The sequence below is a fragment of the Pseudomonas sp. 44 R 15 genome (assembly GCF_900004965.1).
Taxonomy (GTDB): domain Bacteria; phylum Pseudomonadota; class Gammaproteobacteria; order Pseudomonadales; family Pseudomonadaceae; genus Aquipseudomonas; species Aquipseudomonas orientalis_A.
This window is the reverse complement of sequence record NZ_CVTU01000038.1, coordinates 1-14,526: the sequence shown is the minus strand read 5'-3', so window position 1 is coordinate 14,526 and position 14,526 is coordinate 1. Positions and strand designations below refer to the sequence as shown.

Genomic DNA, 14,526 nt, shown 5'->3' with positions numbered 1-14,526 from the left:
TGATGAAAGTCAAAATCCTTCGGACTCACTTATCGCTATTTGTGAGTGATCCTGATGTGTCGGCACTGTGGTACGCCGACATCCTGGGCATGCACGAAAGTGCCCGGGGCGAAAGTTGGGTCATGATGGCATTTGGCACCAAGCATCACGACATCGCCTTGATTCGTGCAGAACCGGGCGCCCACCAGGGCGGCCTGGGCCTGCAGCACTACGGATTGGAAATCGAAGGTGACATGACCACCTTGCGCCAGCTCTACGGCATGTTGCTGAAGAAGGGGGTGGAGGTGGTGAAAATTACCGATCATGAAATCGGCAACGGCCTGTATTTCAACGACCCCGATTGCAATCGCATGGAATTCTTTCTCGAGACCGAGCATGACGATGCGTGCGGCAAGGCCCGCTTCAAGGCCGCCCGCGCGCCGAGTCGCAACATCACGCTTGATCCCCTTGACCCGATTTGAACCGAGGTTCACCTGATGAAAACCGCGAATTTCGCCAGCTATCACATCCGCAAATGGTACAGCTTCGTCGAAGAAACCCTGGCTAACGAAAGTGGCCAGTTGGCCGATGGCGAACCGGTGTTCAAATACGCCGTGGCCGCCGTGATCGCCAACCCGTACGCCGGCCGTTACAGTGAAGACCTTGCGCAATTGATCGAGCCGTCGCCGCTGCTGGGCGAAGAGTTCGGCCGGCGCATTCAGGCCCTGGCCGGTGCCCGCAAGATCGAAAGCTACGGCAAGGCTATCCTGGTAGGTAGCGCGGGTGAGTACGAGCACGGCAACGCGTTCCTCACCAACCCGGCCGCCGACCCGATCCGCGTTGCCCTGGGCGGTGGCAAGTCGTGGGTGCCGTCCACCGGCAAGCGTGGCGGCCCGGGTTCGACCATCGACGTGCCGCTGGCGCACAAGGATGCACTTTACGTGCGTTCGCACTACGACACGTTCTCGGTGACATTCGGCGACGGCCCCTCGCCGGATGAGCTCGTCGTGATCTGGGCTTTCGCCACGCGTGGACGTCTGCATGCACGCTTGGGCGGGCTGAAAGTAGAAGATGTAAAGGGCCTTGACGGCTTGCACTGATAAAAGCACAGCAATTGTAGGAGCGAGCTTGCTCGCGAAGAACCCACAGGCGCCGCGTTCGCTCAGCAAGAACGCGTTATCGTTGAAGTTTTTCGCGAGCAAGCTCGCTCCTACGCGGTGCCGGACCCAAACCACAACAAGAAAGCGGTGAATAGCGATGAAGCAGGAGAAAACCCAGGTTGTCATCGTGGGCGGTGGCCCCAACGGCATTACGGCCGCGCACTACATGGGAATGTACGGTATCGACTGCATCGTCCTTGAGCTGGCCGATGGCATACTGCCTTATCCGCGTGCCGTGGGCATGGACGATGAGGCATTGCGTGTGTTGCAGGGCATCGGTATCGCCGAACTGGCGGTACGCGACATGATTTGCGATGTGCCGCTGCGCTACTACAACGCGCGCGGTGTGTGTTTTGCCGAGGTCAAGCCAAGTGCTGCGCAATACGGCTGGCCGATGCGCAATATTTTCATGCAGCAACTGCTCGAAGGCACCTTGCGCGAAAACCTTGGGCAGCACACCAGTGTCGAGTTGCGCCAGGGGCATGAACTGCTTGAACTTGAGCAGGACGGGCAGGGCGTGACGCTGCAGGTGCGCGGCGCCGACGGCGAGCTCTACCAGCTCCAGGCCGACTATGCGATCGGCGCCGACGGCGGCCGCTCCACGGTGCGTAAAAAGCTTGGCATTGAACTGCTGGGGTTGACCCATCCACGCAAATGGGTGGTGGTCGATACCGCCAACGACACGCTGGACGCACCTTATACAGCCCTGCATGCCGATCCGCAGCGGCCCTTCGTGTGCATCTACTTGCCTTACCAGCAGCGGCGCTGGGAGTTCATGCTGATGGAAGGCGAGGACGAAGCGAAAATGTGCGAAGAGGCGACGATTCGCAAGCTGATCCACGGGCATATCGGCGACGCCGTCGACCAACTCAACGTCATTCGTATTCGTGCCTATACGCACCACTCGCGCGTCGCTGCGCGCTTTGTCGAAGGGCGTGTGGCACTGGTGGGTGATGCGGCGCATATTTCCCCGCCCTGGGCCGGGCAAGGCCTCAATTCCGGCCTGCGCGACGTGGCCAACGTGGCCTGGAAGCTCGCCGCGATCATCCAGGGCCGGGCGGCGCCATCGATCCTGGCCAGTTACGACCAGGAGCGACGTGGCCACGCCACCGAACTGGTCGCCCTGGCCGACAATATGGGCGCTGTCCTTGGCTTGACCAACCCGCTGATGGCCGGCGTGCGCGACTGGCTGTTCCAGGCCGTCAACAGCGTCGACAATCTGCGCTCGCACTTGCTGGAGTTCAAATTCAAACCCAAGGCGACCATCACCAAGGGGCTGGTCTATCACGAGCGGGCCGAATTGCGTGAGGATGACCTGGTCGGGCAACTGTTCATCCAGCCCAATATCGAGGACGCCCAGGGCCAGCGCCGGCGCCTGGACGAAGTCCTCGGCAACGGCTATGCCGTGCTGGGTTATCGAGTGAACCCGCGCGCACACCTCAGCGAACCGATGGCCGAGTATTGGGCTCGTTGGGGCACGCGTTTCATCCAGGTCAATCGGTCGCGCAGCGGCGTGGGGCGTAACCAGCCGCTGACGGCCAATGACGCCGTGAGTGTGGAGGACGTGGATAACCGCTTGGGCGAATGGTTCTCCAAGGTGCGCGACTGCATCGTGGTGGTGCGTCCGGACCGTTTTGTCGCGGCGATTACCACCCCGGAGCGGCTTGATGGGGTACTGCGCAAGCTGGCGGAGCAACTGTCATGAGCGGCGCCAACGCGTTGCTCGTTGAACTGGACGAGGCCTTGCGCAGCGTCCAGCCCATTGCTCCTTTGGCGCCCGAAGCGCTGGACCGGCTGGAAGGCTACGGTCTGCAGCGCCAGGGGCTCGTGCGGCGCCAGGCCGGCGGCGAGCGGTTGAGCGGCTGGAAGGTCGCCTTTGCCGGCCGTGCGGCGCAAGCACGCTTCGGCCTCGACGAACCGGTGTACGGCGGCCTCACCACGGTCATGCAGGTCGAGCCGGGCAGTGCGGTGTCACTTGGGCGGTTGATCCAGCCCAAGCTTGAGATCGAACTGGCGTTCGTCTTCGGGCGCGCGCTGGAACCGGGCGACTACGCGGATGAGGAGATTCTTGCGGCCATCGCCCAAGTGGCGCCGGCGTTCGAAATCGCCGACTGCCGCTGGCAAGGCTGGCGTTTCGGGCTTGGCGCGTTCCTGGCCGATAACGCCGCCGCCGCACTTTACTGTGTAGGACCGCATGTGCCGTTCGACCCTGTGCGGCATGCCTGCGTGGCGTATCACCTGGAACATGAGGGTGTGTATCTGGGGAGCGGCGATACCCTGGACCGAGAAGACACGCCCCTGTTCAACCTGTGCTGGCTGGTGCGACGCCTGCTGGCCGATGGTCATCGCGTGGAGGCCGGGCAGGTGGTGCTCTCCGGTGCGCTACTGGCGCCGATGGATATTCAACCGGGCACTTATCATCTGCACATGCTTGGCACGGAACTGGCTTTGGTTTTCCAGGCGGGCGTTGTGCCTGTCTAACGCCAACCAATGTCACGGACGACTGAGCCCCTTCGGGCCAATAGCAATAACCCGGCGGCCGAGGAGTGACGAATATGCTCGCTGAAGTCCGAACCTTCAATGACTCCCAACAGCACGCCGGCTCGATCCATGGCTGGCAGCAGGTGTATGACCAGCTCGGTCGTGGCTGCCTGACCAGTGAGCTGCGGCAGCTGTCCGGCGATCGCTTCCAGATCTTCCAGGAGGTGCTGGACAAGCGCGTGGTGCAGCATGGCCGCTCGCCCCAGGGCCGCTTGTGCGCAGCCATGTCACTGGGCAACCCTCCGGTGGTCCAGGGGCAGCGGGTAAGTGCGCAAAGCGTAGTGCTGCTGCGTGATGCCGAAGAGTTCGTATTGCATGCGCCGGAAGGCACGCATTTTTTCGCGTTCAACGTCGATGCCGTGCGTTTCGCCAAGCTGGCGGCCTTCGAGTTATCCAATGAGCAACTCAAGCGTTTGACCAGCGTGCCCGCGCTTAACGTGGATGAAACGTTACTGCTGCGCATTCGTCAGCGCATTCACCCCTTGTTTCGTCACTTTCTGCAACACGCGGACGCCATCAGCCCGGCGTCGGAAAAAATCCTCGAAGACGAGCTGCTTGGTGCGTTCCTCGACCTGTTCAATCACGCCAGCGATGAAGTCCGTTGCCGGCGTGGCAATTTTGCCGTCAGCGCCTATCTGGTCAGGCGCAGCCAGGAATTGATCATCGCCAGTGGCGATACCCCGTTGAGCATCCTGGACCTGTGCGAGCAGTTGCGTGTCAGTCGCAGGACGCTGCAGAACAGTTTTCAGGCGGTAACCGGCATGCGGCCGGTTGAATACTTGCGCAATTTGCGCCTCAACGCGGTCAGGCGACGCCTGATCGAAACCTGCCCGAGCCAGAAAAACGTCGGAGATATCGCCGTGGCCATGGGCTTTTTTCACCTGAGCCATTTCGCCACGCATTACCGCGAGCTGTTCGGTGAATCGCCCTCCGAAACGCGCAGGTCACCGCGCTGAATCACGCCAGGCCTGGGTCCACGCGCTTGCCGATATCCTTGAGCCGCGCCAGTTGGTCGATCATCGAGGGGGCTTCATCCAGGCAACTGACGAAGGTCCACAGGTAGGTCATCACCGCATAGATATGCCCGGCTTTCACCGCCGGCGCCAAGGCCAGTTGGGTGATCGCGACCACGAACAGCAGCGCCGCCAGAATGCCGATGGACAGGAAAGCCACGGCTTCACGATCCGATAGCCAGATGCGCAGCCGCGACAGCACCTGATAGTGGCGGTGCAAGGTGTGCGCACCGACCGTTTCCACCAGGCCGATTTCCTTTTCCAGTCGATTGTTCAGGCGTTCATGCAGGCGTTGATTGCGTCGCGCAAAACCCGGCATGAGCGTGACGCACAGCAGCAGCGCCAGCAGACAGGCCAGGCCGACCCAGGGCTCGATCACCAGCAGCATGCCCGCCGCCCCGACGATTGACACCAGCGCGGTGGCGATTGTCGGCACGTGCTTTTCAAAAAAGTCGACGAAGTCCCGTGCCAGCACGACCCGCGCCGCCGCCTTGGAGGTGCTGTGGCGCTGCAGGCGCTGGTTGAGAATCACCGGCACTGCAAGGTCGGCGTAGATGCGCGTAAAGGTCCGCGTGTCCAGCGCCCGCCGCGCCGCGCCGACTACCCAGAAGCCAAGGACCACGGCGGCATACCACAATGCACTGGCGGCATCGCCGCGGATGATCGAGTCCACGGCAAACCCGGCGAACAGCGGGTAGGCCAGCAACAGCGCATTTTCCAGTGCGACAAGCGACAAGGTGCCGAACAATTTACCGGGGTAGGCCCGGGCGATGGCCTTGAGCGTCTGGCTGGCGGATTGCTGCCCCAGCTTTTTACTTTCTTCGAGCAGAATCGGCGGTGTTACGGATGCCATGGTGCACCTGTGGCGCGCGTTGCGCGTTGATCATCGTCGCGGGAGATGCCCAGGCGATAACGCGCTTCATCGGTCATCAACAACAGATCGGTCTGGACTTCTTCGATAATGATTTCCAGGGTGATCAGGATGCAAATGGCCGGCGCCATCAACAGCCAGTGATAATAGGACTGAGTGATCAACGACGCACAGACGCCCACCAGCCACAGCGCCAGGACACACGAGGGCGCATGCCGCTGCAATGGAATCCAGAAACGCTGCAACTTTCTGAGTTTGAACGTATAGAGCATCAATGATGCTTCCAGTTGTTTAAGGGTAATAGTGTTGCGAGCTGAATGCATTGTAGGCATAACAGTTATCCACGCTAGAGCGTTAAACAAGGGAGCCAGGCGTTACACAGTGCGGTTATTCGCTGCCTGGCGTTCCAGTTCAGGCAGCGTTTTATTGAGCCAGGCGAGATTGACTGCTTCGACTTCCACCCAGTCACCCGGGCTTGGTACTCCTTCGCAACTCATGAAAGCGATACAACGTCCGTGTATGTCCAGTAAGGCAAAGTGGCGATATTTAGTTGCTCTTTTGAATAGGGAAATACACAGGCGCATGCCATCACCTTGGTGAGTGCTGATAAAGCAAACCTCGCTCTACGGTTGTCAGGATTGGATAGTCAAATGGGTGCCGTTGGCCAACTGAGTTCAAATAACGTGCCGCCATGTACAAGTGTTCGACAGGCCACGGCGCCGCCATGGGCCAGTGCAATCGAACGCACCACGGCAAGGCCAAGGCCACTGCCGCCCTGGGCACGGGAACGCGAACTGTCGCCGCGTTGAAACGCATCGAAAATAAGCTCGGCGAACGGTTCGGCGACACCCGGCCCCTCATCCGCAACCCTGAGGAAATGACCGCGTTCGTCACTGCCGAGCTGGACGCTGACCTTGCCCGGCGTGGCATGCCGGCGCACGTTGTCCAGCAGCGCGAGCAATGCCTGGCGAATGCGGGCAGGGTCGCAGTTCACGGGGCCTTTGCGCAGGTCCAGCAGCAGCACGAACCCGGCAGCGTTCAGGCTGGGTTCGAACAACCGCGCTTCGGCCTCCAGCGCATCGGACAACTCGACTTGCCGGATTTCAAGTTTCAGGTAGCCGTTATCCCCCATGCCCACGACACGTAAGTCTTCGACCATGCGGGTCAAGCCTTCGACCTGGCTCAGCAGGCTGTAGAACTGCGCGGTGTCCGGCTCGAATACGCCCTCGGCCAACCCCTGCAAACGGCCACGCAGGATGGTCAGCGGGGTGCGCAGTTCATGGCCAATCGCGGCGTTCCAGAAGGCTTGTTCTTCGGCCATGCGTTTCAATCGGTTCGCCATGCTATTGAAGTCATTCACCAGCCGGGCGGCTTCGCCCGGAGAAACGTCGGGCGCCACTGCCCGTGCATCCAGATCGCCGTCAGCCAGGCTGCGCAGACTGGCCGCCACCGAGTTCAGCGGCATGAGAATGCGTCGGGCCAATTTGACGGCCACCGCCACGCCGACGCCCAGGCTGACGCAGGTGATCAAGCCCATCCAGGCCCATTCCACGCCGCTGGGCAGCCATTCATCCGACTCCAGCTCCAACTGCGTCGGCGGCGACAGCGCCCACAGCAACGAATAGAACACGTAGGTACCGACGACCGCGAGTGCGATGACGCAGAGCACCACGGCGGTCATCGACAAGATGATCTGGCGGCTCATGCCGCTGCCGACGTTCATGCCTGGCTCCCGAAGCGGTAACCGACGCCACGGATGCTGGTCGGTACGCCGCGCAGGCCGAGGTCTTCGATCTTGCGGCGCAGCTTGCTGATATGGCTGTCGACCGTGCGCTCCAGGCTGTCGCTCTCGGGGGAGCAGAGCACCAGCAGTTCGGCTCGGCTGAACACGCGACGCGGCGACTTTGCCAACTGCGCGAGCAACCTGAATTCGGTCACCGTCAGCTGCAACGGCTGTTTTCGCGTGCCGATGCGCACGCTCACCTCATGGTTGTCGATGTCGATCTCGAAGGGGTCGACGCGCAGCACACTGTGGCCACCGCCATGCCCCTGGTCGGCGCATCGACGCAGCACGGCCTGGACCCTGGCGATGACTTCCGCCGGGTTGAAGGGTTTGACGATGTAGTCATCGGCGCCTATGCGCAGCCCCATGAGCTTGTCCATGTCCTGATCCTGGGCCGTCAGCATGATCACGGGCGTGTTACCGCGATGACGAACTTCGGCCAGCACCATCCAGCCGTCAAGCTTGGGCATCAGCACATCGAGCAGCAACAGATCGGGCTTGAGCGTCTGATGCAGCTCCAGCGCGCGCCGCCCGTCCTGAGCATGCGCGGTTTTAAAGCCGGCGCGCTTGAGGTAGGCCGAGAGGATGTCGGCAATTTCCGGCTCGTCTTCGGCGATCAGGACCAGTGCCTGGTTGGAGCTCGATGCAAGGAGTGATTCAGTCATGGTGTGCTCGGTCGATGTGCTGGGCGGTGGCTCAATGCTGCAACGGCGCGCAGGCGTTCAGCAACGGATAGGATGATGCCTCGTCAGCATGCACGTTCAGCGTAGGATTTATGGAGAAATGATGGAGGCGCTAAATAATTTTTTCGGCGAGGGCAGGGGACAGGGATTCAGGCGAAGCAGATGCGGTCGTTATAGGCGTTTCGCAGCATTTTGCGTTGGTATTCGCAGGGCGTGGTACTGACCAGTTTCTTGAAGTCGCGCAGGAAGTGCGACTGATCGGAAAAGCCCAGGTCCAGGGCCAGTTCCGAGAACGACACATCGTGTTGGGTATTGAGGGTTTCCAGCGCCGCCTGGCAGCGGATGATCCGGCAGAAGGTCTTGGGCGACAGGCCCGTGTCCTGGCTGAACTGACGATGAATGGTGCGGCTGGTGTAGCCACTGAGGTGTTCCAGCTGTTGGATGCGCAGGTCGCCGCGATGGGCGAGCGCCTGTTGAATGATCATGGCCGTCAACTTCGAGGTCCTGCCCATCAGGCGCGGGATCAGATAGTCGTTGAACAGCTTCATTTGCTCCTGCAACTGCGGGGCCTGGACGATGCTCTCGAAAATGCGCTGAGCAAACGCAGACACCTCCAGCAGGTCCCATTCCCGTTCGGTCAGGTCCTCGGCCATTACGGTGATAAAGCCGGGAATCACCCCCGGCGAAAAGCGCACGCCAAAATAATGATGACCCTGCAGCAACTCCACGCGCTGCGCCACCAACGGCGTGCCGCAAATCCTCACGCTGGGGCGCGTGGGGTCACAGTCGAACACGATGTCCACACAGCCATCCGGAACCGCCAGCAGGTCGGCCGAGTGGGCAACGTCGAAGGCGTAAAAATGCGAGATCGCCGGGTGATCCGAAGGCATTACCGAATAGCGCGATGAATTGAGTACGAACCAGGGTTGTTCGTATGCAGTGTGGTGCTTCAGCGGCGCACACAGGTTGACCATGACCGGACCTTTAAATGGTGTTATGCGCGAATATTCACGCATTTATCGCGCCAATTCCTGCGCGCGGAATAGATGTCGATGTCCGAAATTTACAATACCGCCCCAGTTCGCCCGCTGATACTCAAGGTCGATAGCGTGGAGCCGCGCCTACCGCGGTGATATCACCTTCAGTCCGAGAATAATTATGTCCATTACTACAAAAATAGACTTCATCTACTTGTCCGAGCAGGACATGATCCGCGCCGGCGTGACCGACATGCTCGCCTGTGTGAACACCATGGAAGAGATGTTCGCGCTGCTGTATAGCGGCGACTATCGCATGGCTGGCCCGAACAACGATTCCCACGGCGCAATGGTGATATTCCCGAAGGAATCGCCGTTCCCGAACATGCCCAAGCCCACCGCTGACCGGCGCATGATGGCGATGCCGGCCTACCTGGGCGGCAGTTTCTGCACCGCAGGCGTCAAATGGTACGGCTCCAATATTGCCAACCGCGACAAGGGCCTGCCCCGCTCGATCCTGATGTTCACCCTCAACGACCCCGACACCGGAGCACCGTTGGCGCATATGTCCGCCAACCTGCTGTCGGCCTATCGCACCGGTGCGATCCCCGGTGTGGGTGCACGCCACCTGGCGCGCAAGGACTCGAAAGTGGTCGGCCTGCTCGGCCCGGGCGTGATGGGCAAGACCACGCTCGCCGCATTCATCGCCGTTTGCCCGTTAATCGATACCTTGAAAATCAAGGGCCGTGGCGAGAAGAGCCTGAATGATTTTCTTGCCTGGGTGAAGGACACCTACCCGCAGATCACCACGATTAAAGTGGTCGACAGCCTCGAAGAGGTGGTCCGTGATTCCGACCTTGTTACTTATTGTAGCTCCGGTGAGACGGGCGACCCCTCAAAGTACCCAATTGTGAAGCGCGAGTGGGTCAAGCCGGGTTGCTTCATGGCGATGCCGGCGGCCTGTTCGCTGGACGAAGGCATGGAGCGCGCCGACGTGCGCAAGGTGCTGGACAACACTGGCCTTTACGAAGCCTGGTTCGAAGAACTGCCCAAGCCTGCGCACCACAACGTGCCGGTGATTGGCGTGCGGTTCATGGACATGATCGCCGAAGGCAAGATGCAGCTCGAGGAGCTTGAAGACATCGGCAAGATCATCGCCGGCGATGCCCAGGGCCGCCGCAACGATGAAGAAATCATCATCATGTCGGTCGGCGGCATGCCGGTCGAAGACGTGGCCTGGGGCACGGTGGTGTACCGCAATGCGATCGAAAGAGGCATCGGCGTGAAGTTGAATCTGTGGGAAACCCCGGAGCTGCGCTGAGCCATTCCCTTTACAACTGACGAGACCTTCGACATGACAAAAATCATCAAGCTCAAGACCGGTTCCCCGTTTGAAGACCAGGCCAGCTATTCGCGCCTGGTGGTGGTGGACAACTGGATCTATGTGTCCAACACCGCCGGCCGCAACCCGCAAACCAAGCTGATCCCCGAAGACATCCTCGAGCAGACGCACCAGGTGTTCGCCAACATCGAATCGGCCTTGAAGGCAGTCGATGCCAGCCTGGCCGATGTGGTGTGCTCGCGGGTGTTCATCCAGGACCCCAAGGATGTGCCGGCGGTAATGGCCTTGATCGGCGAGAAGTTTCGCGGCGTCGACCCGGCCAGCACCGTCACGTGCCCGCCGCTGGGCTCGACGGTCTACAAGGTGGAACTGGAAGTGACGGCTTATCGCAACGCTTCCAAGGCGCAAGTCGAAGTCATTCGCCTGTCGCAGTAACCCGTTATGCGGCCGTGCGTGTGCGCGGCCGACCTCTATTGCTTATCGAGTCTTGATCATGGCCCCGACGATTGCGCCCGTGAATACGTCCACCGAGTTTCCCACTGCGACCAGCGTCGTCATTATCGGCGGCGGCATCATTGGCCTGACGGCTGCACTGACGCTGGCCGAACGCAATATTCCGGTAGTGGTGCTGGAAAAAGGCCGTATCGCCGGCGAGCAGTCCTCACGCAACCTGGGCTGGGTGCGCAAGACCAGCCGCCACGCGCACGATATTCCGCTGGCCCTGGCCGCAGACCGTTTGTGGGCACAAATGCCTGAGCGAGTGGGCGCGGATGTGGGCTACCGGCAAGAGGGCATCATGTTCGTCGCCCGCAACGACACGCAGCTGGCCATGCATGAAGGCTGGCTCAAGTCGGTCGACCACCTGTCCCTTGATTCTCGGATGCTGAGCAAACGCGAGATCGAACAGTTGGTGCCGGGCGGCGCGGGCAATTGGTCCGGCGGCATCTACACGCCGTCCGACGCGCGTGCGGAGCCGACGCTGGCCAGCAGTGCGATTGCCAAGGCCGCCATGGCCCTGGGCGTGGTCATCATCGAGCAGTGTGCGGTGCGTACGTTGCAGATGTCTGCCGGCAAAGTCAGTGGCGTGGTCACGGAAAAAGGCGAGATCCGCTGCGACCAGGTATTGCTCGCGGGCGGTATGTGGTCGCGGCGCTTCTTGGGTAACCTCGGGGTGTCATTGCCGACCCTGGCCTTGACCTGCTCGGTGTTGCGTACCCACCCGATGGAGGGCCCGACGGAAATTGCCGTGGGCGCTCCGGACTTTTCGTTTCGCAAACACAAGGATGGCGGTTTCATCGTTACTCAGCGAGGCAAGCTGGACGCTTTTCTGACCCTCGATCACCTGTTGCTTGCCAAGCAATACATGCCGCAATTTCGTGCGCAGCGCAGCGTGTTGAACGTGTCGCTGGGCAAGTATTTTTTCAACGACCTGGCGCTGCCCAGGCGTTGGTCGGCCGACAGTGTCAGCCCGTTCGAACGTGTACGCATGCAAGACCCCGCCGCCAACCCGCGGCTCAACAATGATGCGATGAACAACCTCAAGGCGGCCTGGCCGGTATTCGAGCAAGCCCGGATCGCCCAGACCTGGGCAGGCACTATCGACGTGACTCCGGATTCCAACCCGGTAATAGGCCCGGTCGCACAGATTCCCGGGCTGACCGTGGCGACCGGTTTTTCCGGGCACGGCTTTGGTACTTCACCGGCGGCGGGTCACCTGGCGGCGGATATCGTCAGCGGGCACACGCCCATCATCGATCCAAGCCCTTATCGTTTCGACCGTTTCTAAGTCGACCCAGGCCCCTGATGCCACTGTAGGAGCGAGCTTGCTCGCGAAGAACTCAAATGCACCGCGTTCATACAGGATGCCCGCGTTATCGTTGACGTTTTTCGCGAGCAAGCTCGCTCCTACAGGAAAATCTTAACTGTACTTACGGAGCAAACCCATGTCCCCAGACAGCCGCTTTTTCATCAATCGCACCGGCTTGCGTTTGCATTTTCTACGTTGGGGCGATCCGAGCGGCGTGCCGCTGGTGTTGTTGCATGGCTTGCGCGCCTATGCACAGACCTGGGAGTCGCTGGTCGAGGCCTTGGGTGCCGGTTATTGTGTCTACGCGCTCGACCAGCGCGGTCGCGGCCTGAGTGACTGGGGCCCGGCCGCGAGCTATCACACGCAATCCTATGTCGAGGACCTGCAGGACTTCGTCGCTGATGTCGGCTTGCAGCGCTTCGTGTTGCTGGGCCATTCGCTGGGCGGTGCCAATGCCCTTGAATACGCACGGCAGGCACCGGGACGCTTGATGGGGCTGATCATCGAAGACATCGGCCCCGGGTCGTCGAGCCAGGGCGACGGTGCGGCGCGCATCCGCCGCGAGATGAACCAGACCCCCCTGCGGTTCGACGATTGGCAAGCCGCCCACGCTTTCTGGCAGGCGTCCCGCCCGGGCTTGTCGGAGCAGGGCCTGGCGTCACGCCTGGCGCATTCGATGAAGGAGAGCGAGGGCGCGATCATTTGGCGCCACGATCAGCAAGGCATCGCCGAGGCGCGCCTGAGCATCGAACCGACGGACTTGTGGCCGGCGGTGCGCGCCCTGGATTGCCCGACCCTGTTTATCCGCGGCGCGCGCTCGGACTTTCTGCCGGCGGCGACGCTGCAGGCGATGCGCGACTGCAATGCGCAGGTGCGCACCGCCGAAGTCGCGGATGCCAGCCATTATGTGCATGACGATCAAGGCGAGGTGTTCAACGGGCTGGTCATTGAGTTCCTTGAAAGCCTGGCGACGCCGGCCCCGTCAGCGTAGGTATCTATTTACAGCGCTCCTGGTCCAAATGTGGGAGGGGCGGTGCGACGATTCGACTTGCTCCCAATGGCGGCCTCAGAGCCGACCAGGATTTTGAGTCGATCCTGGCTCAAATGTGGGAGGGGGCTTGAACTGGTCAAGTAATCCCGGACACCGATTACGGTGTTTATGCCGCTTTTTGCTCCATGGCTATTGGCGACAGGTAGTTGTTGTAGCTGTGGAGCCTGATTCGGTTGTATCGCATGAAGAAGCTGGTCATATCCCGCCTGGCTTCTTCAACTGTGGTGTAGCCCTTATTGGGCACCCACTCTGATTTAAGCGTCCCGAAGAAACGCTCTGTTGGCGCGTTGTCCCAGCATTGCCCTCTGCGGCTCATGCTTTGCGTTATTCCATGCTCCAGCAGCTCGGACTGAAAGAGCTGGCTGGTGTATTGGCTGCCTTGATCCGAATGAAACATCAAGCCTGCATGTTTGCCTCGAACCTCCACCGCCATTCTCAGCGCCTTGCTAACCAGGTTGGCGTCGTTGATCAGGGAAAACGCCCAGCCAACGATTCGGCGGGCGAACAGATCAATGACCGCTGCCAAGTGATACCAACGTTTACCAACCATCAGGCTGGTAACGTCGCCGCACCAGGCCTGATTGATTGCGGTTGGCTCGAAGTTACGCTCGAGCAGATTCTTGGCCACAAATGCTTCGACGCCTCTAGAGCGATACTGATGGCGGCGGCGCTGTCTGCTGGCCAGATTTGCCTCCGCCATGAGTTTTCCGGCCAGATGCCGTCCCACCTTGATCTGCTGGGCTTTCAAGTGCTGAGAGATCATCCGCGCGCCTGCACTTCCCCGGCTTTCGTCATGCAATTGCGCAACTTTTGCTCTGAGCGCGTCACGCTTGGTATTCGGCACTGAGCGACGCTTAAGCCAGTCATAAAACGCGCTGCGGGAAACGCCCAGCGCACTGCAAAGCAGGCAGATCGGATACGAACTCGACTCTCTCAGCTCCTCGATCAGGAAAAACGATCGGGATCCGACATCAAGAGAGCCGTAGCCTTTTTTAAGATTTCAGCCTCGGTCTCCAGGCGCTTGACCTTGGCTCGCAGCTGTTGAAGCTCTCGCTGTTCATCGCTGATTGCCTTAGTACCTGCCACTGGCTGCCCTTTCTGACGCTCTTTGCGAACCTGCTCAATCCAACGGCGCAGAGCCGTGGGGCCAACCTCCATCGACGCACAGACGTCAGGAACTGAGCAGTTATCATCAAGTACCATGCTTACAGCACGTTGCTTGAACTCGCGGGTGTAGGTCTTTCGCTCTTGCATGAAACCTCCTGATTGGGCGAATCATATCGCCCTTAAGAGGTGTCCGGGAGCATTAGGCCAGTTCA

Annotated in this window: 17 protein-coding genes; 9 read left to right on the top strand and 8 right to left on the bottom strand. The window is 60.6% G+C overall.

Features of this window, described 5'->3' with window-relative positions:
* The first annotated feature begins 2 nt into the window (after positions 1-2).
* The 5 genes from BFP93_RS03675 to BFP93_RS03655 all read left to right on the top strand — a co-directional run bounded on the left by BFP93_RS03675 (position 3) and on the right by BFP93_RS03655 (position 4,636).
* Positions 3-461, top strand: a complete 459-nt coding sequence (locus BFP93_RS03675; protein WP_065885625.1) for a VOC family protein — start codon at positions 3-5, stop codon at positions 459-461.
* A gap of 15 nt (positions 462-476) precedes the next feature.
* Complete coding sequence (locus tag BFP93_RS03670) at positions 477-1,079, top strand: amino acid synthesis family protein (RefSeq protein WP_065885626.1); 603 nt, start codon at positions 477-479, stop codon at positions 1,077-1,079.
* Positions 1,080-1,236: 157 nt separating this feature from the next.
* Entirely contained in the window at positions 1,237-2,844 is a 1,608-nt protein-coding gene (locus BFP93_RS03665) for a bifunctional 3-(3-hydroxy-phenyl)propionate/3-hydroxycinnamic acid hydroxylase (RefSeq protein WP_065891974.1), read from the top strand.
* Positions 2,841-3,620 carry a 2-keto-4-pentenoate hydratase gene (locus tag BFP93_RS03660; RefSeq protein WP_065891973.1) on the top strand — a complete coding sequence of 260 codons (780 nt, stop codon included), beginning with the start codon at positions 2,841-2,843 and terminating at the stop codon, positions 3,618-3,620. Before BFP93_RS03665 ends, BFP93_RS03660 begins: the two co-directional genes overlap by 4 nt.
* Before the next feature lie 74 nt (positions 3,621-3,694).
* Positions 3,695-4,636, top strand: coding sequence for a helix-turn-helix domain-containing protein (locus tag BFP93_RS03655; protein WP_065891972.1), 942 nt, complete (start codon positions 3,695-3,697; stop codon positions 4,634-4,636).
* Position 4,637: 1 nt separating this feature from the next.
* On the opposite strand, the gene BFP93_RS03650 is transcribed toward BFP93_RS03655, so the two are convergent.
* The 6 genes from BFP93_RS03650 to BFP93_RS03630 form a co-directional block, all read right to left on the bottom strand.
* Complete coding sequence (locus tag BFP93_RS03650) at positions 4,638-5,546, bottom strand: ABC transporter six-transmembrane domain-containing protein (RefSeq protein WP_065885630.1); 909 nt, start codon at positions 5,544-5,546, stop codon at positions 4,638-4,640.
* Complete coding sequence (locus BFP93_RS03645) at positions 5,534-5,836, bottom strand: hypothetical protein (protein ID WP_240997021.1); 303 nt, start codon at positions 5,834-5,836, stop codon at positions 5,534-5,536. Before BFP93_RS03645 ends, BFP93_RS03650 begins: the two co-directional genes overlap by 13 nt.
* A 102-nt stretch (positions 5,837-5,938) precedes the next feature.
* Complete coding sequence (locus tag BFP93_RS27020; protein WP_083203298.1) at positions 5,939-6,148, bottom strand: hypothetical protein; 210 nt, start codon at positions 6,146-6,148, stop codon at positions 5,939-5,941.
* Positions 6,149-6,210: 62 nt separating this feature from the next.
* Positions 6,211-7,287 (bottom strand): sensor histidine kinase, encoded by a 1,077-nt coding sequence (locus BFP93_RS03640; protein ID WP_065891970.1) that lies wholly within the window; start codon positions 7,285-7,287, stop codon positions 6,211-6,213.
* A complete protein-coding gene (locus BFP93_RS03635; RefSeq protein ID WP_065885633.1) occupies positions 7,284-8,012 on the bottom strand; it encodes a response regulator in 729 nt (242 codons plus the stop codon). The genes BFP93_RS03640 and BFP93_RS03635 overlap by 4 nt, the downstream gene beginning before the upstream one ends.
* Positions 8,013-8,179: 167 nt before the next feature.
* Positions 8,180-9,004 carry an AraC family transcriptional regulator gene (locus tag BFP93_RS03630; RefSeq protein ID WP_065891969.1) on the bottom strand — a complete coding sequence of 275 codons (825 nt, stop codon included), beginning with the start codon at positions 9,002-9,004 and terminating at the stop codon, positions 8,180-8,182.
* A 184-nt stretch (positions 9,005-9,188) separates the two neighbouring features.
* On the opposite strand from BFP93_RS03630, the gene BFP93_RS03625 reads away from it, so the two are divergent.
* The 4 genes from BFP93_RS03625 to BFP93_RS03610 all read left to right on the top strand — a co-directional run bounded on the left by BFP93_RS03625 (position 9,189) and on the right by BFP93_RS03610 (position 13,147).
* Positions 9,189-10,328: a tyramine oxidase subunit B gene (locus BFP93_RS03625; RefSeq protein WP_065891968.1), complete on the top strand. Its 1,140-nt coding sequence runs from the start codon at positions 9,189-9,191 to the stop codon at positions 10,326-10,328.
* Between the two features lie 33 nt (positions 10,329-10,361).
* Complete coding sequence (locus BFP93_RS03620; protein ID WP_065891967.1) at positions 10,362-10,784, top strand: RidA family protein; 423 nt, start codon at positions 10,362-10,364, stop codon at positions 10,782-10,784.
* Positions 10,785-10,842: 58 nt separating this feature from the next.
* A complete protein-coding gene (locus BFP93_RS03615) occupies positions 10,843-12,135 on the top strand; it encodes an NAD(P)/FAD-dependent oxidoreductase (protein WP_065891966.1) in 1,293 nt (430 codons plus the stop codon).
* Between the two features lie 157 nt (positions 12,136-12,292).
* On the top strand, positions 12,293-13,147 hold the full coding sequence (locus BFP93_RS03610; protein ID WP_065891965.1) for an alpha/beta fold hydrolase: 855 nt from the start codon (positions 12,293-12,295) through the stop codon (positions 13,145-13,147).
* Positions 13,148-13,313: 166 nt separating this feature from the next.
* Here BFP93_RS03610 and BFP93_RS03605 read toward each other — a convergent pair whose 3' ends face one another.
* Positions 13,314-14,144, bottom strand: coding sequence for an IS3 family transposase (locus BFP93_RS03605; RefSeq protein ID WP_256095152.1), 831 nt, complete (start codon positions 14,142-14,144; stop codon positions 13,314-13,316).
* Between the two features lie 8 nt (positions 14,145-14,152).
* Positions 14,153-14,461, bottom strand: a complete 309-nt coding sequence (locus BFP93_RS29090) for a transposase (RefSeq protein WP_065883309.1) — start codon at positions 14,459-14,461, stop codon at positions 14,153-14,155.
* Positions 14,462-14,526: the final 65 nt, after the last annotated feature.